This window comes from Pseudoxanthomonas sp. SGNA-20 (assembly GCF_003931635.1).
Taxonomy (GTDB): domain Bacteria; phylum Pseudomonadota; class Gammaproteobacteria; order Xanthomonadales; family Xanthomonadaceae; genus Pseudoxanthomonas.
In genome coordinates, this window is sequence record NZ_RRYK01000002.1 from 1 (window position 1) to 20,696 (window position 20,696).

15 protein-coding genes are annotated in these 20,696 nt (G+C 71.3%); 9 read left to right on the forward strand and 6 right to left on the reverse strand.

The window, feature by feature from the left end:
• Positions 1-147: 147 nt before the first annotated feature.
• The 3 genes from EIM48_RS05345 to EIM48_RS05355 are packed head-to-tail and all read left to right on the forward strand — an operon-like array spanning position 148 to position 2,665.
• Complete coding sequence (locus tag EIM48_RS05345; protein ID WP_125077401.1) at positions 148-1,008, forward strand: CheR family methyltransferase; 861 nt, start codon at positions 148-150, stop codon at positions 1,006-1,008.
• Positions 1,005-1,598 (forward strand): chemoreceptor glutamine deamidase CheD, encoded by a 594-nt coding sequence (cheD, locus tag EIM48_RS05350; protein ID WP_026010371.1) that lies wholly within the window; start codon positions 1,005-1,007, stop codon positions 1,596-1,598. The genes EIM48_RS05345 and cheD overlap by 4 nt, the downstream gene beginning before the upstream one ends.
• Positions 1,598-2,665 carry a chemotaxis response regulator protein-glutamate methylesterase gene (locus EIM48_RS05355; RefSeq protein ID WP_125111248.1) on the forward strand — a complete coding sequence of 356 codons (1,068 nt, stop codon included), beginning with the start codon at positions 1,598-1,600 and terminating at the stop codon, positions 2,663-2,665. Before cheD ends, EIM48_RS05355 begins: the two co-directional genes overlap by 1 nt.
• A gap of 8 nt (positions 2,666-2,673) precedes the next feature.
• Here EIM48_RS05355 and EIM48_RS05360 read toward each other — a convergent pair whose 3' ends face one another.
• The 4 genes from EIM48_RS05360 to EIM48_RS05375 all read right to left on the reverse strand — a co-directional run bounded on the left by EIM48_RS05360 (position 2,674) and on the right by EIM48_RS05375 (position 10,044).
• On the reverse strand, positions 2,674-3,585 hold the full coding sequence (locus EIM48_RS05360; RefSeq protein ID WP_026010372.1) for a 5'-nucleotidase: 912 nt from the start codon (positions 3,583-3,585) through the stop codon (positions 2,674-2,676).
• A 58-nt stretch (positions 3,586-3,643) separates the two neighbouring features.
• A complete protein-coding gene (locus EIM48_RS05365) occupies positions 3,644-4,123 on the reverse strand; it encodes a hypothetical protein (RefSeq protein ID WP_019397929.1) in 480 nt (159 codons plus the stop codon).
• Between the two features lie 100 nt (positions 4,124-4,223).
• Positions 4,224-4,997 (reverse strand): NAD kinase, encoded by a 774-nt coding sequence (locus EIM48_RS05370; protein ID WP_019397930.1) that lies wholly within the window; start codon positions 4,995-4,997, stop codon positions 4,224-4,226.
• A 148-nt stretch (positions 4,998-5,145) separates the two neighbouring features.
• Positions 5,146-10,044: an NAD-glutamate dehydrogenase domain-containing protein gene (locus EIM48_RS05375; RefSeq protein ID WP_343202906.1), complete on the reverse strand. Its 4,899-nt coding sequence runs from the start codon at positions 10,042-10,044 to the stop codon at positions 5,146-5,148.
• Positions 10,045-10,310: 266 nt separating this feature from the next.
• Between EIM48_RS05375 and EIM48_RS05380 the strand changes: the two genes are divergently transcribed.
• Genes EIM48_RS05380 through EIM48_RS05390 form a run of 3 tightly spaced genes read left to right on the forward strand, consistent with a single transcriptional unit; the run spans position 10,311 to position 15,342 of the window.
• Entirely contained in the window at positions 10,311-10,946 is a 636-nt protein-coding gene (locus EIM48_RS05380; protein WP_028915800.1) for a TetR/AcrR family transcriptional regulator, read from the forward strand.
• 31 nt (positions 10,947-10,977) lie between these two features.
• Complete coding sequence (locus EIM48_RS05385) at positions 10,978-12,186, forward strand: efflux RND transporter periplasmic adaptor subunit (protein WP_125111250.1); 1,209 nt, start codon at positions 10,978-10,980, stop codon at positions 12,184-12,186.
• A 12-nt stretch (positions 12,187-12,198) separates the two neighbouring features.
• Positions 12,199-15,342 carry a multidrug efflux RND transporter permease subunit gene (locus EIM48_RS05390; RefSeq protein ID WP_125111251.1) on the forward strand — a complete coding sequence of 1,048 codons (3,144 nt, stop codon included), beginning with the start codon at positions 12,199-12,201 and terminating at the stop codon, positions 15,340-15,342.
• 292 nt (positions 15,343-15,634) lie between these two features.
• On the opposite strand, the gene EIM48_RS05395 is transcribed toward EIM48_RS05390, so the two are convergent.
• Positions 15,635-16,246: a superoxide dismutase gene (locus EIM48_RS05395; protein WP_019397935.1), complete on the reverse strand. Its 612-nt coding sequence runs from the start codon at positions 16,244-16,246 to the stop codon at positions 15,635-15,637.
• 203 nt (positions 16,247-16,449) lie between these two features.
• Here EIM48_RS05395 and EIM48_RS05400 point away from each other — a divergent pair, with 203 nt between their 5' ends.
• Positions 16,450-16,899, forward strand: coding sequence for a ribonuclease domain-containing protein (locus EIM48_RS05400; RefSeq protein WP_125111252.1), 450 nt, complete (start codon positions 16,450-16,452; stop codon positions 16,897-16,899).
• A complete protein-coding gene (locus EIM48_RS05405; protein WP_019397937.1) occupies positions 16,896-17,336 on the forward strand; it encodes a barstar family protein in 441 nt (146 codons plus the stop codon). The genes EIM48_RS05400 and EIM48_RS05405 overlap by 4 nt, the downstream gene beginning before the upstream one ends.
• A 59-nt stretch (positions 17,337-17,395) precedes the next feature.
• On the opposite strand, the gene EIM48_RS05410 is transcribed toward EIM48_RS05405, so the two are convergent.
• Positions 17,396-19,273 carry an ATP-binding cassette domain-containing protein gene (locus EIM48_RS05410; protein WP_125111253.1) on the reverse strand — a complete coding sequence of 626 codons (1,878 nt, stop codon included), beginning with the start codon at positions 19,271-19,273 and terminating at the stop codon, positions 17,396-17,398.
• Positions 19,274-19,310: 37 nt separating this feature from the next.
• Between EIM48_RS05410 and dbpA the strand changes: the two genes are divergently transcribed.
• The gene (dbpA, locus tag EIM48_RS05415) at positions 19,311-20,687 is read left to right on the forward strand and encodes an ATP-dependent RNA helicase DbpA (RefSeq protein ID WP_125111254.1); all 1,377 of its coding nucleotides are present in this window, start codon (positions 19,311-19,313) and stop codon (positions 20,685-20,687) included.
• Positions 20,688-20,696 lie beyond the last annotated feature (9 nt).

The following is a 20,696-nucleotide window of genomic DNA, read 5'->3' on the forward strand; positions in this document are numbered from 1 at the left end:
GAGGATGCCCACCCCGCCACGCCGGAGGCCGCCTGAACAACCGGGACGAACGTCCGGAAAGCCCCCCGCCCCTGGCGGGGGGCTTCATTCCAGGCGCCCCCGGTCGATAAAGGCAACAGCGGCACAGTGCCGGTTCCCCCGAACGACATGAGCGCCAACCACTTGCCCCATCCCCCCGAGGAACAGCGCGATTTCGTCTTCACCGATCGCGACTTCCAACGCGTCCGCCGCATGATCCACGCCCGTGCCGGCATTGCCCTGGCCCCGGCCAAGCGCGACATGGTCTACGGCCGCCTTTCGCGGCGCCTGCGGGCGCTGGGCCTGGAGCAGTTCGGCACCTACCTGGACATGCTCGAGTCCGACCCGTCCGGGGACGAGTGGCAGTCCTTCACCAATGCCCTGACCACCAACCTCACCGCCTTCTTCCGCGAGCCGCACCACTTCGAGCACCTGCACGGCCAGCTGCAGGCGCTGGCCGCCGCCGGCGGCCCGGTCCGGCTCTGGTCGTGCGCCGCCTCCACCGGCGAGGAGCCCTACTCCATGGCGATCACCGCCTGCGAGGCCTTCGGCAGCATGACCCCGCCGGTGCGCATCCTGGCCACCGACATCGACACCCAGGTACTGGCCACCGCCCAGCGCGGCGTGTACCCGCTCGAGCGCATCGCCAACCTCGACGCCGATACCCGCCGCCGCTACTTCCAGCGCGGCACCGGCCCCAACGAGGGCCGCTGCCGGGTCCACCCGGCCCTGCAGGCGCTGGTCGAGTTCCGCCCCCTGAACCTGCTGGCGCCCCGCTACGACGTTGGTGGCAGCTTCGCCGCGATCTTCTGCCGCAACGTGATGATCTATTTCGACAAGGAGACCCAGCGCGGGGTGCTCTCGCGCCTGGTCGCCCACATGGATGCCGACAGCCTGCTCTATACCGGGCACTCGGAGAACTACCTGCACGCGGCCGACCTGATCCAGCCCTGCGGCCGCACCCTCTACCGCCGCACGGTGCGTGCATGAGCGTCGCCCTGGAATCCGATGGAGTGATGCGCTACCGGGACCCGCAGTTCCAGGTCCCGGCCGCCAAGCTGCTGCCCACCCAGTACCTGGTGGTGGACGACGGCACCGCGCTGGTGACCGTGCTCGGCTCCTGCGTGGCCGCCTGCATCCGCGATCCCCTGCTGAACCTGGGCGGCATGAACCACTTCCTGCTGCCGGACGGCAATACCGGCGACGGCGCCCCGGCGCGCTACGGCAGCTACGCCATGGAAGTGCTGATCAACGAACTGCTCAAGCGCGGCGCCAACCGCAAGCGCCTGGAAGCCAAGGTGTTCGGCGGGGCCAACGTGCTCAAGGGCTTCACCAGCAACCCGGTCGGCACCCGCAACGCCGACTTCGTGCTGTCCTACCTGGACGCCGAGCGCATCCCGGTGGTGGCCGAGGACCTGCGCGGCATCCACCCGCGCAAGGTCTGGTTCTTCCCGCAGACCGGCAAGGTCATCGTCAACCGCCTGCCGCACGCGCACGGCGCCGAGGTCGTGGCGGCCGAAACCGCGGTCCGTTCGCGCCTGTCGCGCACCCCGGTCAGCGGCGGCGTGGAGCTGTTCTGATGGCCATCCGCGTACTGGTGGTGGACGATTCGGCGGTCGTGCGCCAGGTCCTGTCCGAACTGCTGGCCGCCGACCCGGAGATCGAGGTCGTCGGCACCGCCGCCGACCCGTACCTGGCGCGCGAGAAGATCAAGCGCCTCAACCCCGACGTCATCACCCTGGACGTCGAGATGCCGCGCATGGACGGGCTGGCGTTCCTGGAGAACCTGATGCGGCTGCGGCCGATGCCGGTGGTGATGGTGTCCTCGCTCACCGAGCGCGGCGCCGACGTCACCCTGCAGGCGCTGGCCCTGGGCGCGGTGGACTTCGTCAGCAAGCCGAAACTGGGCGTGGCCCGCGGCCTGGAGGAATACGCCACCGAGATCGCCGCCAAGGTCAAGGGCGCGGCGCGTGCGCGGGTGCAGGCACTGGTGCGCCCGGCACAGCGCCTGGGGCCGGCGGCGCCGGCGCCGGCAGCGATGGCCGCGCGCTTCCGCACCACCGACCGCCTGATCGCGATTGGCGCCTCGGCCGGCGGCACCGAGGCGATCCGCGCGGTGCTGGAGCAGATGCCCCCGGACGCGCCGGCGATCGTGCTCACCCAGCACATCCCCGGCGGCTTCAGCCGCGCCTTCGTCGAGCGCCTGGACCGGCATTCGCCCATGCTGGTGCGCGAGGCCAGCGATGGCGAACTGGTGCTGCCCGGCCACGCCTACCTGCCGCCGGGCGACCACCACCTGCGCGTCATCCGCGACGGCGCCCGCTGGCGCTGCCGGGTCGACGGCGGCCCGCCGGTGAACCGGCATCGGCCGGCGGTGGACGTGCTGTTCCGTTCGGTCGCGCAGAACGCCGGTCCCAACGCCGTGGGCGCGATCCTCACCGGCATGGGCGACGATGGCGCGCGTGGCCTGCTGGAAATGCGCGAGGCTGGCGCCCTGACCCTGGTCCAGGACGAGGCCACCAGCGTGGTCTGGGGCATGCCCGGCGCCGCGGTGAAGCTCGGAGCGGCGGATGAGATCCTGCCGCTGGAGCGCATCCCCGCGCGCCTGCTGGAACTGGCCGGCAGCCACGCCCACGCCGGCGCCTGAGCCGGAGGCTAGCCTTCGACGTTGGCCACGCCGTGCGGCACGTGGCCGGCGGCCACGTGCATGCGGGCGCTGTCGATGTTGTGGCGCGAGTCGTCGAAGAAGATGTCGGCGCCAAACGCGGCCAGGAACGGCCCCTTGTCGCGCCCGCCCAGGAACAGCGCCTCGTCCAGGCGCACGCCCCACTCGCGCAGGGTGCGGATCACCCGCTCGTGCGCCGGCGCCGAGCGCGCGGTGACCAGCGCGGTGCGGATCGGCGCGTCCTCGCCCGGCGGGAACGCCGCCTGCAGCTCGTGCAACGCCGCCAGGAAGCCGCGGAACGGGCCGCCGGACAGCGGCTCGCGCGCGCGTTGCCGCTCGTGCAGGCCGAACGCCTCCACGCCCTGCTCGCGCGAGATGCGCTCGCTCTCGTCGCCGAAGATCACCGCGTCGCCGTCGAAGGCGATGCGCAGCTGGTCGCGCGAGGCGTTGGCCGCGCGTGCCGGCAGGATGGTCGCCGCGGCCACCCCGTGCTCCAGCGAGCGCCGCACCGACTCCGGGTTGGCCGACAGGAACAGGTTGGTGCCGAACGGCGCCACGTACGGCCAGGTCGGCTCGCCGGCGGTGAACACCGCGCGCACGATGCCCAGGCCGTAGTGCTGGATCGAGTTGAAGATCCGCAGCCCGGTGTCGGCGGAGTTGCGCGACAGCAGGATCACTTCCACCTGCGGCGCTCCCTCCGGCAGGCGCCGGTTGAGCGCCAGCAGCTTGCGCACCACCGGGAAGGCCACGCCCGGCTCGAGGATCTCGTCCTCCAGCCGGCGCTGGTATTCGGCGTAGGCCTCCAGGCCCTCGCGCTCGAACAGCGCGTGGCCCTCCTCCAGGTCGAACAGTGCCCGCGAGGTCACCGCCACGGTGAGTACGCGCGGGGCGTTGTCCTGGATATGGCGCTCGGGCAGGGTCATGCCCGGATTATGGCATCGCCGCGCCAACGCCGCCGGCTCAGGGCATGGCGCCGACCCGGAACTGCACCGGCGGGCCGCGCCAGCCATCGGCCGTGACCGCACGCAGCTCCAGCAGCAGGCGCAACGGCTGCTGCTCGGCCGGCGGGCCGTCGACCCAGGTCAGCTGGTGCTCGGTGCGGCGGCCGCGGATCGACGACGCCACCACCGGGCCCTGCGGCACCAGGCCTTCCGGCGCCTCGCCGCGCACGACCCGGTACTCGAAGCCGATGTCCTCCAGGTCGTAGTCGCCACGCGGCCAGCGCAGCTTCACGGTGAGGAAGCCGAGCTGGTCGCACACCGCGCCGCCGCCCAGGCCGCGGGTGAAGGAGACTTCCTCCACTTCCGGCGCCGGCAGGTCGGCGGTGTCCACCAGGCTGCTCCTGGCGACGTGGAACGGCTTGAGGTTGGTGTCGAATGCACAGGCTGCCAGCGCCTGCACCGGCAGCGCGCACAGCAAGATCAGATACTGCAACTTCACGGGACCCCTCCCCTTCCGTTGAAGTTTCTCCGTCCTGGTTGTCATTCCCCGGCGGTGGCGCTCCCTCGGCCACCGCCACCGCGCGAACGCGGATCTGTCGTCATACCACGAATTGTTCGCTCAGGATACGTTCCTCCAGGTTGTGCTCCGGATCGAACAGCAGCGTCACGGTCCGGTCGCGCGACTCGCGGATCACCACCTCGACCACGTCGCGGGTCTCGTGCGAATCGGCGGTCACGCTCACCGGGCGCTTGTACGGATCGAGCACCTCGAACCGCACCTCGGTCTCGGCCTTGAGGATGGCGCCGCGCCAGCGCCGCGGGCGGAACGCCGCGATCGGCGTCAGTGCGATGGTCTGCGAGCCCAGCGGCAGGATCGGACCGTGCGCGGAGAAATTGTACGCAGTGCTGCCGGCGGGAGTGGCCACCATCACGCCGTCGCAGATCAGCTCGTCCAGCCGCTGCTGGCCGTTGAGGTCGATGCGGATGTGCGCCGCCTGCCGCGTCTGCCGCAGCAGCGAGACCTCGTTGTACGCCAGCGAGCCGACCGTGCTGCCGGATTCGGTCTGCGCCACCATCTCCAGCGGACGCAGGATCGCCGGCTCGGCCGCCGCCAGGCGCTCGAGCAGGCCCTCGGCGCGGTAGTGGTTCATCAGGAACCCGACCGTGCCCAGCTTCATCCCGTACACCGGCTTGCCCAGGCCGCCGTGGCGGTGGAGCGTCTGCAGCATGAAGCCATCGCCCCCCAGCGAGCAGATCACGTCGGCTTCCTGCACCGGGCAGGTGCCGTGCCGCTCGACCAGCGCGGCCAGCGCCTCCTGGGCGCCGGGCGCGGCGCTGGCGAGGAAGGCAATGCGGGGGTTGGGGGGGATCATCGGTAGCTCCGTCCGTTGGCCATCCATGCCAGGGGAGGATAACCGGCCTGCGCCTCCGCTGCGCCCGCGGTTGCCGCGGAAAGCAAACCGCGCAAGCTCCGCGGCGGGCGGCGACGCGAGGCCGCGCGCCCGCCACGGGCCGGGTGGCTCAGCCGGCGGCGGCCAGCTGGCCCAGCTTCTGCACGGCCACCGACAGGGTCGGATAGTCCAGCGTCTTCTGCGCCGACAGCTCCTCGAGCATGCCCAGGGTGAAGCGCAGCGAGGCGTCGTCGCGCTCCAGCCACTGCCGCACCTTGCCATCCGGATCGGACGCCGGCTGGGCCACGGCCTGGCCGGCGAGCACCCGGTGGTGCGCCGCCAGCGCATCGCGCATCACGCCGCGGGCCACCGCGTGCCAGCGCCCGTCCACGGCCAGGGCGTCGATCTGCTCGAACAGCCACGGCAGGCGCAGCGCCTCGCCCAGGCGGAAGTGCACGCGCGACACCTCCACCGGCTTGAGCCTGCGCTCGGCGGCCAGCTCGATGATGTCGAACGCCGGCTCCAGGTACGGCAGCTCGGCCAGCTGCTGCGCCAGCGCCGGGGGCATGCCCTTGTCCTTCCACTCCTGCAGCGCGGCCTCGTAGGCCGGGCGCTGCGAGGCCGGCAGCACCCCGGAGGCGGAGCGGATGTCGTTGAACGCGTCGTGGTAGCGCGCCACCGCCGCGGCGATGCTCGGCATCGGGCCGGGACGGTTGAGCAGCCAGCGCACGAACGAGCGCTGCAGGTTCCAGATCACCTGCAGGGCGTCGATCTGCGCGGCCTCCGGCAGCTTGCCGTCGAGCGCGTCGATCTGGTTCCACAGGCTGCGCGCGTCCAGCACCTCGCGGCTGATGGTGTAGGCCTTGGCCACGTCGGCCGCGCTGCGGCCGGTGTCCTCCTGCATGCGCAGCAGGAACGTCGCGCCCATCCGGTTGATGGTCTGGTTGGTCACCGCGGTGGCGATGATCTCGCGCTTCAGGCGGTGCTTCTCCATCAGCGGCGCGTACTTCTTCTGCAGCGGCTCGGGGAAGTAGCGCTGCAGCTCCTTGGACAGGTACGGGTCCTCGGGGATGTCCGAGTCCAGCATCTGCTGGAACGCGACCAGCTTGGCGTAGGACAGCAGCACCGCCAGCTCCGGGCGGGTCATGCCCTGGCCGCGGGCCTTGCGCGCCGCCAGCTCCGCGTCCGAGGGCAGGAACTCGATCTGGCGGTCGAGCAGGCCCTGCGCCTCGAGGGTGCGGATGAAGTGCTGCTTGGAGCCCAGGCGCCTGGCGCTCATCCGCTCCATCAGGCTGATGGCCTGGTTCTGGCGGTAGTTGTCGAACAGCACCAGGCGCGCGACCTCGTCGGTCATCGACGCCAGCAGCTTGTTGCGCGCGGCCATGGTCAGCGAGCCGTCGCGCACCGCGGCGTTGAGCAGGATCTTGATGTTCACCTCGTGGTCGGAGGTGTCCACGCCGGCGGAGTTGTCGATGAAGTCGGTGTTCAACAGCACGCCGTTCTGCGCCGCCTCGATGCGGCCCAGCTGGGTCATGCCCAGGTTGCCGCCCTCGCCCACCACCTTGCAGCGCAGCTCGTTGCCGTTGACGCGGATGGCGTTGTTGGCGCGGTCGCCGACGTCGGAGTGCTGCTCGCTGGAGGCCTTGACGTAGGTGCCGATGCCGCCGTTCCACAGCAGGTCCACCGGCGCGCGCAGGATCGCCTGCATCAGCTCCGCCGGCGACAGCGAGCGCACGTCGTCGGCCAGGCCCAGCGCGGCGCGCACCTGCGGGCTGATCTCGATCGATTTGGCGCTGCGCGGGTACACGCCGCCGCCCTTGCTGATCAGCTTGGCGTCGTAGTCGGCCCAGCTGGAGCGCGGCAGCTTGAACAGGCGCTCGCGCTCGGCGAAGGAGCGCGCCGGATCCGGGTCCGGGTCCAGGAAGATGTGGCGGTGGTCGAACGCGGCGACCAGGCGGATGTGCCGGGACAGCAGCATGCCGTTGCCGAACACGTCACCGGACATGTCGCCGATGCCGACGCAGGTGAAGTCCTCGCCCTGGCAATCACGGCCCAGGGCGCGGAAGTGGCGCTTGACCGACTCCCAGGCGCCGCGCGCGGTGATGCCCATGCCCTTGTGGTCGTAGCCGGCCGAGCCGCCGGAGGCGAACGCGTCGCCCAGCCAGAAGCCGTGGGCGATGGCCAGGCCATTGGCGATGTCGGAGAAGGTCGCCGTGCCCTTGTCGGCGGCCACCACCAGGTACGGGTCGTCCTGGTCGTGGCGGACCACGTCGCGCGGCGGCACGATCCTGCCGTCGACGATGTTGTCGGTGATGTCCAGCAGGCCCTGGATGAACAGCTTGTAGCAGGCCACGCCCTCGGCGAACCAGGCGTCGCGGTCGACCGCCGGGTCGGGCAGGCGCTTGGCGTAGAAGCCGCCCTTGGCGCCGACCGGCACGATCACCGTGTTCTTGACCATCTGCGCCTTGACCAGGCCCAGGACCTCGGTGCGGAAGTCCTCGCGGCGGTCGGACCAGCGCAGGCCGCCGCGCGCCACCGGGCCGAAGCGCAGGTGCACGCCTTCCACGCGCGGGCCGTACACGAAGATCTCGCGGTACGGGCGCGGCTTGGGCAGCTCGGGGATCAGCGCCGGGTCGAACTTGAAGCTGATGGTCTCGGCCGGCTGGCCGTCGGCGTTGCGCTGGTAGTAGCTGGTGCGCAGGGTGGCGTCGATGACGTCGATGAAGCTGCGCAGGATGCGGTCGTCATCGAGGCTGTCGACGCGATCCAGCAGCTTCAGCAGCGCCTCGCGCACCGCCGCCGCGCGCGCGGCACGGTCGCCGGCGAACGCATCCACCACCTCCTGCAGCACGCGCACCGTGGCCTCGTCGCCGCGCGCCAGCGGGCGCAGGCCGTCGGCCAGGCGCTGCTGCGCGGCGCGCAGCTGGGCCGGGGTCGGGTTGCCCGGCTCGAAGCGGGCCTGGAACAGCTCCACCAGCAGGCGCGCCAGCAGCGGGTAGCGGCCCAGGGTCTGCTCGACCGAGCCCTGCGAGAACGGCACGCCGGTCTGCAGCAGGTACTTCCAGTAGCCGCGCAGCAGCGCGACCTGGCGCCAGTCGAGCCCGGCCGCCAGCACCAGGCGGTTGAAGCCGTCGTTCTCGGCGCGGCCGGACCAGATCGCGGCGAAGGCCTGCTCGAACTCGCGCGCCAGCGCGCCGGCCTGGGCGGCGTCGGCCTGGGCCTCGACCTCGAAGTCCTGGATGTAGATCGGCTGGCTGCCGCCGCCGGGCAGGCAGGCCTGCAGCCGGTACGGGTGCTCGGAGATGACCCGCAGGCCCATGTTCTCCATCAGCGGCAGCACGTCCGACAGCGGGATGTCGTCGTGCTGCCGGTACAGCTTCAGGCGCAGGCCGGCACCGCCCTCGCGCGGGGCCGAGTGCAGGCTCAGGCGCAGGTCCTCCGGGCCGGCGAGCGCGGCCAGCTGTTCGACGTCGTTGGCCGCCAGCTCGGGCGAGACGTCCTCGATGTAGCCGGCCGGCAGGGCGCGGCCGTAGCTGGCCGCCAGGCGCAGGCCCTCGACCTCGCCGTGGCGGGCGATCAGCAGCTCGCGCAGGTCGTCCTGCCAGTTGCGCAGCAGGTGCGCCAGGCGGCGCTCCAGTTCGGCGATGTCCAGGTCCACCACCTCGCCGGCCTTGGGCCGCACGATCAGGTGCAGCTGGGCCAGCGGCGACTCGCCCAGGACCACGCTGGAATCCACGTGCTCGCCGTGCAGCGCCTCGCGCAGCATGGCCTCGATGCGCAGGCGCACGTCGGTGTTGAAGCGCTCGCGCGGGATGTACACCAGCGCGGAGAAGAAGCGGCCGTAGCGGTCGCGGCGCAGGAACAGGCGGCTGCGCACCCGCTCCTGCAGGCTCAGCACGCCGGTGGCGGTGCGGAACAGCTCCTCCGGGCTGGCCTGGAACAGCTCCTCGCGCGGCAGGGTCTCGAGGATGTGGCGCAGGGCCTTGCCGCTGTGGCTGTTCGGCGCCAGGCCGGACTTGCGCATCACGTACTCGTGGCGCTCGCGCACCAGCGGGATCTCCCACGGGCGGCGGTTGTAGGCGCTGGAGGTGTACAGGCCGAGGAAACGCTGCTCGCCGACGATGCGGCCGCCGGCGTCGAACTCCAGCACGCCGATGTAGTCCATGTAGCCCTTGCGGTGCAGGCGCGAGCGGGCGTTGGTCTTGGTCAGGATCAGCGGCTCGACCGCGGCGCCGGACTCGCTGAGGCCGTGCGCGGCCAGGGTGCGCACCGGGCGCGGCGCGGAGCTGTCGCGGCCGCGCATCAGGCCCAGTCCGGTGCCCTCCACCGGGGCCAGCACGTCCTCGCCGCCCTGGCGCAGCACGCGGTACTCGCGGTAGCCGAACAGGATGAAGTGGTCGTTGGCGGCCCAGCGCAGGAACTCCTGCGCCTCGCGGCGGTTGGCGTCGTCCACCGGCATGCGCCGGGTGGCCAGGTCGTCGGCCAGGGTCTGCATGCGGTCGCGCATCAGGCCCCAGTCGGCCACCACCGCGCGCACCTCGGCCAGCACCTGGGCCACGCGCTGCTCGATCGCGCCCATGGCTTCCGGCGGCTGGCGGTCGATCTCCAGCAGCATCAGCGACTCGGGCTTGCCCTCGCCCACCTTGACCAGCTTGCCGGCGCGGTCGCGCTCGATCCGCACCAGCGGATGGCCCAGCACGTGCACCGACACGCCCATGTCGGCCAGGGCTATGCTCACCGAGTCGACCAGGAACGGCATGTCGTCGTTGACGATCTGCAGCACGGTGTACGGCGATTCCCAGCCATTGGCCTTCCGGGTCGGGTTGAACACCCGCACGTTGGCGGTGCCCGGCTTGCGCTTGCGCGCGAACTCGAGCATGTCGGCGCCGATCGCGGCCCAGCCCTGCGGGTCGTGCTGCGGGAACTCGTCCTCCTCCATGCGGCGGTAGAACGCCGCCAGGAACTCGCGCAGTTCGGCCTGGCGCGCGGCCGGCACCAGCTTGCGCGAGGCGGCGAACACCGGTTCCAGCGAGAACGCGGGCGCCTGGGCCGCCGCCGTGGCGGCGGGCTGCGCCGGCTTGGCGGCCTTGGCGGCCTTCGCGGGCGCGGCAACGGACTTGCGGTTCGGGGATTTGGCAGGTTTGGCAGCCTTGGACGAAGGCTTGGGAGTCATGGCGGATGCGCCGTGGTTGAAAGGTGGCGCGATTGTATCCCTTGCAACCGACAAAGCCGTGACGCACAGCGGCAAAAACGGCGCTTTTCATTTAATGAACTGGACGGTATAGTCCACTCCGCATGCACGCCGCCACACCATCCGCCGCCGCCGGAGGCCCGCCCGACGACGCCCGCCACCAGCGGGTGCGCGATGCCGTGCGCGCCCTGGTGGCCGAACACGGCGTGAACGTGAGCATGGACGCGATCGCCGCGCGCGCCGGCTGCTCCAAGCAGACCCTGTACGCGCGCTACGGTTCCAAGCAGGCGCTGATGCACCAGGTGGCGCGCGAGGGCATGGCCGCGACCGGCCTGCCGCAGGCGCCCACCGCCGCCACCCTGCGCCGGGCCCTGCTCGACTTCGCCGAGGCCCACCTGGCCCACCTCTCCGAGCCGCGCACCCTGGGCACCGCCCGGCTGGTGACCGCCCAGGCCCAGGAGTTCCCGGAGGAAGTCGCCGCCATGTACCAGAACTACGCCGGGGCCCTGCTCGACCGCCTCGGCGGCTGGCTGCAGCAGGCCATGCGCCGGGGATTGCTGAGACATGACGATCCGCACTGCGCGGCCGAGCTGTTGCTGGGCATGATCGTCGGCCTGGATTTCGACCGGCAGCGCCATCTCGTGCCCCACCGCGACACCCCCGAGGCGCGCGCCCAGTGGGCCGCGTTCGCCGTCGACAGTTTCCTGCGCGCCTTCGCGCCGCCCCCTTTCCGAACCTGAAACACTCCACCCCATACTCCGGAGCCATCCAATGACGATGTACCGCCCCCTGCTCCTGGCCTGCAGCCTGCTGGCCCTGGCCGCATGCTCGCAAGAACAGGCCGTCGCGCCGCCACCGCCCGAGGTCGGCGTGATCGAGGTCCAGCCGCAGACCGTGCCGCTGCAGCGCGAGCTGGTCGGCCGCCTGTCGCCGTACCGCTCCGCCGACGTGCGCGCGCGCGTGCCCGGCGTGCTGCTCAAGCGCCTCTACCAGGAAGGCAGCGACGTCAAGGAAGGCCAGGCCCTGTTCCAGATCGACCCGGCGCCGCTGCAGGCGCAGCTGGGCGTGGCCCGCGGCGAGCTGGCCCGTGCCGAGGCCAGCTACGCCAATGCCCACGCCAGCGCCGAGCGCGCCCGCCAGCTGGCCCCGCAGAACTTCGTCTCGCAGAACGACCTGGACAACGCCATCGCCGCCGAGCGCAGCGCCGCCGCCGCGGTCGAGGCCGCCCGCGCCGCCGTGCGCACCGCCGAGATCAACCTCGGCTACGCCCGCGTGACCTCGCCGATCCCCGGCCGCGCCGGCAAGCAGCAGGTGACCGAGGGCGCCCTGGTCGGCCAGGGCGAGGCCACCCTGCTGACCACCGTGGACCAGCTGGACCCGCTGTACGCCAACTTCTCGATCAGCTCGACCGAGCTGGAGCGCCTGCGCACCTCGGCCAACGTGTCGCTGGCCGGCGCCGGCAAGTCGACCGTGCAGGTGCTGCTGCCGGGCGGCCGCACCTACGACCAGGCCGGCACCCTGGACTTCTCCGACACCACGGTCGACCCGGCCACCGGCGCGGTGTCGCTGCGCGCGGTCATTCCCAACCCGGACAAGACCCTGCTGCCGGGCAGCTTCGTGACCCTCAAGGCCAACCTGGGCCAGGTCGCCGGCGTGTTCATGGTGCCGCAGGCCGCGGTGCTGCGCGACGCCAACGGCGCCTACGTGATGACCGCCAACGACGAGGGCGCGGTCTCGCGCAAGAACGTCGAGGCCAGCGTCGCCGAGGGCGGCAACTGGCTGGTCACCTCCGGCCTGGAGGCCGGCGACAAGGTGATCGTGTCCGGCGTGCAGAAGGCGCGCGAGGGCGCCACCGTGAAGGCCACCCCGTGGCAGCCGGGCCAGGACGCCGCCGGCAACGGCCAGCCGGCGCCGGCGCAGGCCCCCACCGGCGAAGCCGCGGCCGACGACGCGGCCGCCGAAGCGCAGCCGGCCGAGTAAGGACTTCCCCCAATGCCCAAGTTCTTCATCAACCACCCGGTCTTCGCCTGGGTCGTTGCGATCCTGATCTCGCTCGCGGGCGTGATCTCGATCCTCGGCCTCGGCGTGGAGTCCTACCCCAACATCGCCCCGCCGCAGGTGACGGTCAGCGCGACCTACCCCGGCGCCAGCGCCGAGACGGTGGAGAAGGCGGTCACCCAGGTGATCGAGCAGCAGCTGACCGGCATCGACCACCTGCTGTACTTCAGTTCCTCCTCCAGCGCCACCGGCCGCGCCAGCATCACCCTGACCTTCGAGACCGGCACCGACCCCGACATCGCCCAGGTCCAGGTGCAGAACAAGGTCTCCCTGGCGACCCCGCGCCTGCCCAGCGAGGTGACCCAGCAGGGCGTGGTCGTGGCCAAGGCCAACGCCGGCTTCCTGATGGTGGTCGGCCTGATCTCCGACAACCCGGCGGTCGACCGCAACGCCCTGAACGACCTCAACGGCTCGCGCGTGATCGACCAGATCTCGCGCATCCCCGGTGTCGGCAGCGTGCAGCAGTTCGGCGCCGAGTACGCGATGAACATCTGGCTCGACCCGGAGAAGCTGCAGGGCTACGGCCTGTCGGCGACCCAGGTGCTGGCCGCCGTGCGCGCCCAGAACGTGCAGTTCGCGGCCGGCTCGGTCGGCTCCGACCCTGCGCCCGAGGGCCAGGCGTTCACCGCCACGGTCTCGGCCGAGAGCCGCTTCAGCTCGCCGGAGCAGTTCGAGGAGATCATCCTGCGCGCCGACGCCGACGGCACCACCGTGCGCCTGAAGGACGTGGCGCGCGTGGCCTTCGGCCCGGGCGCCTACGGCTTCGACACCCGCTACAACGGCAAGCCGATCGGCGCCTTCGCGATCCAGCTGCTGCCCGGCGCCAACGCCCTCAACGTGGCCGACGCGGTGCGCGCGAAGATGGACGAGCTGCAGGCCACCTTCCCGGCCGGCGTCACCTGGATCTCGCCGTACGACTCCACCACCTTCGTCAAGATCTCGATCAAGGAGGTCGTCAAGACCCTGTTCGAGGCGGTGGTGCTGGTGTTCCTGGTGATGCTGATCTTCCTGCAGAACATCCGCGCCACCATCATCCCGACCCTGGTCATCCCGGTGGCCCTGCTGGGCACCTTCGTCGGCCTGTCGGTGATCGGCTTCACCATCAACCAGCTGACCCTGTTCGCCCTGGTGCTGTCGATCGGCATCGTGGTCGACGACGCCATCGTGGTGATCGAGAACGTCGAGCGCATCATGACCGAGGAGGGGCTGCCGCCCCACGAGGCCACGGTCAAGGCGATGGGCCAGATCACCGGCGCGGTGGTGGCCATCACCGTGGTCCTGGCCGCGGTGTTCGTGCCCTCGGCGCTGCAGGGCGGCGCGGCCGGCGAGATCTACAAGCAGTTCGCGCTGACCATCGCCATCGCCATGGGCTTCTCCGCGTTCCTGGCGCTGGGCTTCACCCCGGCGCTGTGCGCGACCTTCCTCAAGCCCAGCCACCACGCCAACTCCAACTGGGTGTTCCGCACCTTCAACAAGTACTACGAGCGGATCAGCAAGACCTACGTCGGCCACATCGGCAGCGCGGTCAAGCACGCCCCGCGCTGGATGATCCTGTTCGTGGTGCTGGCGGTGCTGTGCGGCTTCAGCCTCTCGCGCATGCCCGGCAGCTTCCTGCCCGAGGAGGACCAGGGCTATGCGCTGGCCATCGTCCAGCTGCCGCCGGGCGCCAGCCTGCAGCGCACCCAGGGCGTGTTCCAGCAGATGCGCGAGCGCCTGGAAGGGCTCGAGGGCTTCGAGAGCATGCTGCAGGTGGCCGGCTTCAGCTTCATCGGCCAGGGCGAGAACGTGGGCATGGGCTTCATCAAGCTCAAGCCCTGGGACGAGCGCAAGCTGACCGCGCCGGAGTTCATCCAGCAGGCCAACGGCGCCCTGTTCGGGATCAAGGAGGCCACCATCTTCGTGGTCAACCTGCCGACCGTGCAGGGCCTGGGCCAGTTCGGCGGCTTCGACATGTGGCTGCAGGACCGCACCGGCCAGGGCCAGGCCGCGCTCACCCAGGCACGCAACATGCTGCTGGGCGCCGCCTCGCAGAACCCCGGCCTGATGGGCGTGCGCCCGAACGGCCTGGAGGACGCCCCGCAGCTGCAGCTGAAGGTCGACCGCGTGCAGGCGCAGGCCATGGGCCTGCAGGTCGGCGACATCTACAACGCCATCAGCCTGATGCTGGCGCCGGTGTACGCCAACGACTTCTTCTACGAAGGCCGCATCAAGCGCGTGAACCTGCGCGCCGACGCCCCGTACCGCACCGGCGCCGAGTCGCTGGCCCACTACTACACGCCCAACGCCGAGGGCGGGATGATCCCGCTGTCGACCGTGGTCGATGCCCAGTGGTCCACCAACCCGCCGTCGCTGAACCGCTACAACGGCTACGCCGCGGTCAACATCGTCGGCTCGCCGGCCCCGGGCCACAGCTCGGGCGAGGCCATGGCGATCATGGAAGGCATCGTCAACAACGACCTGCCGCCGGGCTTCGGCTTCGACTGGTCCGGCATGTCCTACCAGGAGATCCTGGCCGGCAACACCGCGACCCTGCTGCTGGTGCTGTCGATCGTGGTGGTGTTCCTGTGCCTGGCCGCGCTGTACGAGAGCTGGTCGATCCCGGTGGCGGTGCTGCTGGTCGTCCCGCTGGGCGTGCTGGGCGCGGTGCTGCTGAGCCTGGCCCGCGGCCTGCCCAACGACATCTTCTTCAAGATCGGCCTGATCACGATCATTGGTCTTGCGGCCAAGAACGCGATCCTGATCGTGGAGTTCGCGGTGGAACAGCGTGCGGCCGGCAAGACCCTGCGCGACGCCACCGTGGAGGCGGCCCGCCTGCGCTTCCGCCCGATCCTGATGACCTCGTTCGCGTTCATCATGGGCGTGGTGCCGATGGCCCTGTCCACCGGCGCCGGCGCCAACGCCCGCCACGCCATCGGCACCGGCGTGATCGGCGGCATGCTGTTCGCCACCTTCCTCGGCCTGCTGATGATCCCGGTGTTCTTCGTGGTCGTCCGCCGCGTGCTTGGCGACAAGCTCGACGAGCCGTCGAAGGAATACCTGGAGAAGCAGCAGCGCGAAGGCACCGCGATCACGCAGTAAGCCGTCGCCGCAAGCGCCAGCCTGGAAGCCCCGGCCCCTGCCGGGGCTTCTTTTTGCGCGCAGCCCGGACAAGGCTGAAGGCCGCATCCGGGGTGGCCACTACCTTGGGATGCCCCCGCGTATGCGCACGCGCAAGGTCGAAGCGCGTGGCGGAGTCGCCGCGAGCCCTGGCGTTGCAGCGGCGCGGTGCGTCCCGCTTGCCCGGGCTACGCGCCCGATCGGGAGATGAGCCAAAGAAAAACGCCCCGGCATGGCCGGGGCGTTCTCGCGGGACCGAAGGAAGCCGGGAGGCTTACTTGATCGCCTCCTGGTAGCGGCGCTCGACCTCGTCCCAGTTGACCACGTTGTAGAACGCGCCGATGTAGTCCGGGCGGCGGTTCTGGTACTTCAGGTAGTAGGCGTGCTCCCACACGTCCAGGCCCAGGATCGGGGTGTTGCCGTCCATCAGCGGGCTGTCCTGGTTGGCCGAGGATTCGACCACCAGCTTCTTGTCCGGGGTGACGCTCAGCCAGGCCCAGCCGCTGCCGAAACGGGTCAGCGCCGCCTTGGTGAAGGCTTCCTTGAACTTCTCGAAGCCGCCCAGCTCCTTCTCGATGGCCTCGCCCACCTTGCCCTTGGGCTGGCCGCCGCCATTGGGCGACATCACCGTCCAGAACAGGCTGTGGTTGGCATGGCCGCCGCCGTTGTTGCGCACCACGCCCTGCAGGTTCTCCGGCAGCGACTTGGTCTTCTTCACCAGCTCCTCGACCGGCAGGTCGGCGTACTCGGTGCCTTCCAGCGCGGCGTTGACGTTGTTGATGTACGTCTGGTGGTGCTTGGTGTGGTGGATCTTCATCGTCTCCGTATCGATGTGCGGCTCCAGCGCATCGTAGGCATACGGCAGCTCGGGAAGGGTGTAGGCCATGTTGGTCTCCTTGATGGCGTGCCCGGAAAGTCGGGCGGCCCCGACAGTGTAGGGATGCCGGCGCGGGCAACCAAGGTCCGCGGAGTGAAAAGCCGGCGTTCCGCCGGTGGAAAACGCCGCGACCGCGGCATTGCGTGAAGCGCGCGCGAACGAAGCGTGCAGGCCGCGCCCATCCCGCGCGTGCCAACCGCATACTGGCAGGCATGTCCGCTTCGCGCCGCGCCCCCCTGACCCGCACCCTGCCCCTGCTGGCGGCGGCCCTGCTGCTGGCCGGGCTGGCCTGGCTGCAGCGCCCCGGACCGGAGCAGGTCGTGCCTCCCGCTGCGCCAGCAGCCGCCTCCGCGCAGGCCGTGCCAACCACGCTGCCGGCGTTCCTGCCGGCGGAAGCCGGCCCGGTGGTCGCGTCCATCCGGCAGGGCGGCCCGTTCCCGCACCGCCAGGACGGCAGCGTGTTCGCCAACCGCGAAGGCCGGTTGCCGCCGCGCCCGCGCGGCCACTACCGCGAGTACACCGTGCCGACGCCCGGCGTGCCGCACCGTGGCGCGCGCCGCATCGTCACCGGCGGCGATCCGCCAACCGAGTGGTACTACAGCGCCGACCACTACGGCAGCTTCCGCGCCTTCCAGGTGCCCATGGCGGAGGCACGGCCATGACCCACTCCGGATTCGACCTCGGCCTGGACGATGCCACCCGCGCCGGCGTCTACGAGGTTGCCGCCGCCGACCTGGCGGCGCTGGCCGCGGCCGCGCGCGATGCCGGCCTGCTGGTGCGGCGGATCGATCTGGAGGGCTGCCGCGACAAGGCCGCGCTGCTGCTGCGCATCGCCACCACGCTGGACTTCCCGGCCGGCTGGGGCCGCAACTGGGATGGCCTGCTGGATGCGCTGCGCGACCTGTCCTGGGCGCCCGCTCCGGGCTACCTGCTGGCGATCGACGGCTTCGCCGGGCTGCAGGGCACCCGCCCGCAGGACCTGCAGACCCTGGTCGAGGTACTGGACGATGCAGTGCGCTGGTGGGCCGAGGCCGGGGTGCCGTTCTGGGCGTTCCTGGCGCCGGACAGCACGCCGCGCAATACCGGCCGCGCGAAGTAGCCCGCCCCGGGCCCGTCGCGCGCCGGCAGCGGCCGGGTGCATGCGATGCGCGGCCGGGCTCAGCCGTCCAGTTCGGCCCAGCGGGCGTAGGCGGCGTCCAGCTCGGCCTGGGCATCGGCCATGCGCTTGCCATGCGCGGCGACCACGCCCGGATCCTGCTGGTAGAAGGCCGGGTCGGACATGGCCGCGGCCAGTTCCGCCAGCTCAGCTTCCAGCGCCTCGATCCGGCCCGGCAGCTGCTCCAGCTCGCGCGCATCCTTGTAGCTGAGCTTGCGCTTGCCGGCCGGCGCCGGCGCCGCGGGCGCGGCGGCCGGGGCCGGCGCGGGCCTGGCCGCGGCGGGCTTCGGCGCCGGCGGTGCCGGGCGCTGGCGCAGCCAGTCGCTGTAGCCGCCCACGTACTCGCCCACCCGCCCCTCGCCTTCCATCACCAACGTAGAGGTCACGACGTTGTCGAGGAAGTCGCGGTCGTGGCTGACCAGCAGCAGGGTGCCGTTGTAGTCGGCCAGCAGGTCTTCCAGCAGCTCCAGGGTTTCCACGTCCAGGTCGTTGGTCGGCTCGTCCATCACCAGCAGGTTGGATGGCTGCGCGAACAGGCGCGCCAGCAGCAGGCGGTTGCGCTCGCCGCCGGACAGGCGGGTGATCGGCGCACGCGCGCGCTCGGGCGTGAACAGGAAGTCCTGCAGGTAGGCCAGCACGTGCTTGCGCGAGCCGTTGATCTCGACGCAGTCGCGGCCGCCGGCCACGTTCTCCATCGCGTTCCAGTCCTCGCGCAGGGTCGCGCGGTACTGGTCGAAGTAGGCCACCTGCAGGTTGGTGCCCAGTTTCACCTCGCCGGCCTGCGGCTGCTGTTCGCCCAGCAGCAGCTTCAGCAGGGTCGTCTTGCCACTGCCGTTGGGGCCGATGAGGCCGATGCGGTCGCCGCGCAGCACGGTGGTGGAGAAGCCCCGCACCATCACCTGCCCGCCGTGGGCGAAATGCAGGTCCCTGGCCTCGATGACCTTCTTGCCGGAGGACTCGCCCTGGGCGGCCTCCATGCGCACGTTGCCGGACAGTTCGCGGCGCTGGGCGCGTTCCACGCGCATGGCCTTGAGCCGGCGCACGCGGCCTTCGTCGCGGGTGCGGCGAGCCTTGATGCCCTGGCGGATCCAGGCTTCCTCCTGCGCCAGCAGCTTGTCGAAGCGCGCGTTCTCCTGCGCCTCGGCGTTGAGCCGCTCCTCGCGGCGGCGCTCGTAGTTGGCCCAGTCGCCCGGCCAGCTGGTGACCTGGCCGCGGTCGATCTCGACGATGCGGGTGGCCAGGGCGCGCAGGAAGCGGCGGTCGTGGGTGACGAACACCACGCTGCCGCTCCACTCCTTCAGGAAGCCCTCCAGCCAGTCGATCGCCTCGATGTCCAGGTGGTTGGTCGGCTCGTCCAGCAGCAGCACGTCCGGCGCGGAAACCAGCGAGCGCGCCAGCAGCACGCGGCGCTTCATGCCACCGGACAGGCGCGCGAACACCGCATCGCCATCCAGCTCCAGGCGGCTGAGCACCTCGGCCACGCGCCGGTCCAGGGCCCAGCCGTCGGCCGCGTCGATCTTCGCCTGCACCCGCGACAGCTGCGCCGCGTCGAATTCCGCGGCATGGCTGATCTGGTGGAACTGCGCCAGCCAGGTGCCCAGCTCGCCCAGGCCGCCGGCGACCACGTCGAACACGCTGCCCTCGGTGCCGCCGGGCACCTCCTGCTCCAGGCGCGCCACACGCACGCCTGCCTGGACCCGCACCTGGCCATCGTCCGGCTGCAGTTCGCCGGCGATGAGCTTGAGCAGGGTGGATTTGCCGGCGCCGTTGCGGCCGATCAGGGCGATGCGTTCGCCCGGCTCGATCGACAGGTCGGCATGTTCCAGCAACAACGGGCCGCCGACGCTGTAGTCGACGTTCTGCAGGGTGATCAAAGGCATCCGCGCATTGTACGGGCCACACCTGCGAGAATGGCGCATGACCGACTTTGCCGCGCTGCCGCTCTCCCCCGCCCTGCGTCCCGGACTGGACGCGCTGGGCTATACCGCCGCCACGCCGATCCAGGCGCAGTCACTACCGCCGATCCTGGAAGGCCGCGACCTGCTGGCGCAGGCGCCCACCGGCAGCGGCAAGACCGCCGCCTTTGGCCTGGGCCTGCTGCAGCGGCTGGATCCGGGCCAATCGCGCTGCCAGGCGCTGGTGCTGTGCCCGACCCGCGAGCTGGCCGACCAGGTCGGCCGCCAGCTGCGCCGCCTGGCCACCGGCATCCCCAACCTCAAGCTGAGCGTGCTCACCGGCGGCGTGGTGCTGGAGCCGCAGATCGCCTCGCTGCAGGCGCACGACCCGCAGGTCGTGGTCGGCACGCCGGGCCGGGTGCAGGAGCTGGCCCGCAAGCGCGTGCTGCACCTGGGCGTGGTCCGCACCCTGGTGCTGGACGAGGCCGACCGCATGCTGGACATGGGCTTCGAGGAGCCGGTGCGCGAGATCGCCAACCGCTGCCACGGCCAGCGCCAGACCCTGCTGTTCTCGGCCACCTTCCCCGATGCGATCCGCGAACTCGCCCGCCAGCTGCTGCGCGATCCGGTGGAGGTCTCGGTGGACGGCGGTGAATCGGCGCCGGACATCGAGCAGCGCTTCTTCGACGTGGACCCGCAGTTCCGGCAGAAGGCCGTGGCCGGCCTGCTGCTGCGCCATCGCCCCGAATCGGCGGTGGTGTTCTGCAATACCCGCAAGGACGTGGACGAGGTCGCCGGCTCGCTGCGCCAGTTCGGTTTCTCCGCCCTGGCCCTGCACGGGGACATGGAGCAGCGCGACCGCGACGAAGTGCTGCTGCAGCTGGCCAACCGCAGCTGCAACGTGCTGGTTGCCAGCGACGTGGCCGCGCGCGGCCTGGACGTGGAGGACCTGGCCGCGGTGGTGAACTACGAGCTGCCCACCGACGTGGATGCCTACCGCCACCGCATTGGCCGCACCGGCCGCGCCGGCCGCCGTGGCCTGGCCCTGAGCCTGGTCGCCGGCCGCGAGAACGCGCGCGCCGGGATGATCGCCGCCGCCCAGGACAGCCCGCCGCCGCGCGAGAACGCGCCGCTGGCCACCGGTCGCCCCGCGCAGCCGGCGCAGGCACCAATGACCACCCTGCGCATCGACGGCGGCAAGACCGACAAGCTGCGCCCCGGCGACATCCTCGGCGCCCTGACCGGCGAGGCCGGCCTGCCCGGATCGGCCATCGGCAAGATCGTGATTGCGGCCACCCGCTCCTACGTGGCCATCGCCAACGCACAGGCGGAACGCGCCCTGCAGCGGCTGGAAGCCGGCAGGATCAAGGGCCGCCGCTTCCGCGTACGCAGGCTCTGACCCTGCCTA

Coding starts and splice junctions, on each gene's coding strand:
- EIM48_RS05410 (WP_125111253.1), bottom strand. CDS start 19,273: ATGCCTTTGATCACCCTGCAGAACGTCGACTACAGCGTCGGCGGCCCG.
- EIM48_RS05345 (WP_125077401.1), top strand. CDS start 148: ATGAGCGCCAACCACTTGCCCCATCCCCCCGAGGAACAGCGCGATTTC.
- EIM48_RS05405 (WP_019397937.1), top strand. CDS start 16,896: ATGACCCACTCCGGATTCGACCTCGGCCTGGACGATGCCACCCGCGCC.
- EIM48_RS05395 (WP_019397935.1), bottom strand. CDS start 16,246: ATGGCCTACACCCTTCCCGAGCTGCCGTATGCCTACGATGCGCTGGAG.
- EIM48_RS05390 (WP_125111251.1), top strand. CDS start 12,199: ATGCCCAAGTTCTTCATCAACCACCCGGTCTTCGCCTGGGTCGTTGCG.
- EIM48_RS05380 (WP_028915800.1), top strand. CDS start 10,311: ATGCACGCCGCCACACCATCCGCCGCCGCCGGAGGCCCGCCCGACGAC.
- EIM48_RS05370 (WP_019397930.1), bottom strand. CDS start 4,997: ATGATCCCCCCCAACCCCCGCATTGCCTTCCTCGCCAGCGCCGCGCCC.
- EIM48_RS05385 (WP_125111250.1), top strand. CDS start 10,978: ATGACGATGTACCGCCCCCTGCTCCTGGCCTGCAGCCTGCTGGCCCTG.
- EIM48_RS05400 (WP_125111252.1), top strand. CDS start 16,450: ATGTCCGCTTCGCGCCGCGCCCCCCTGACCCGCACCCTGCCCCTGCTG.
- cheD (WP_026010371.1), top strand. CDS start 1,005: ATGAGCGTCGCCCTGGAATCCGATGGAGTGATGCGCTACCGGGACCCG.
- dbpA (WP_125111254.1), top strand. CDS start 19,311: ATGACCGACTTTGCCGCGCTGCCGCTCTCCCCCGCCCTGCGTCCCGGA.
- EIM48_RS05355 (WP_125111248.1), top strand. CDS start 1,598: ATGGCCATCCGCGTACTGGTGGTGGACGATTCGGCGGTCGTGCGCCAG.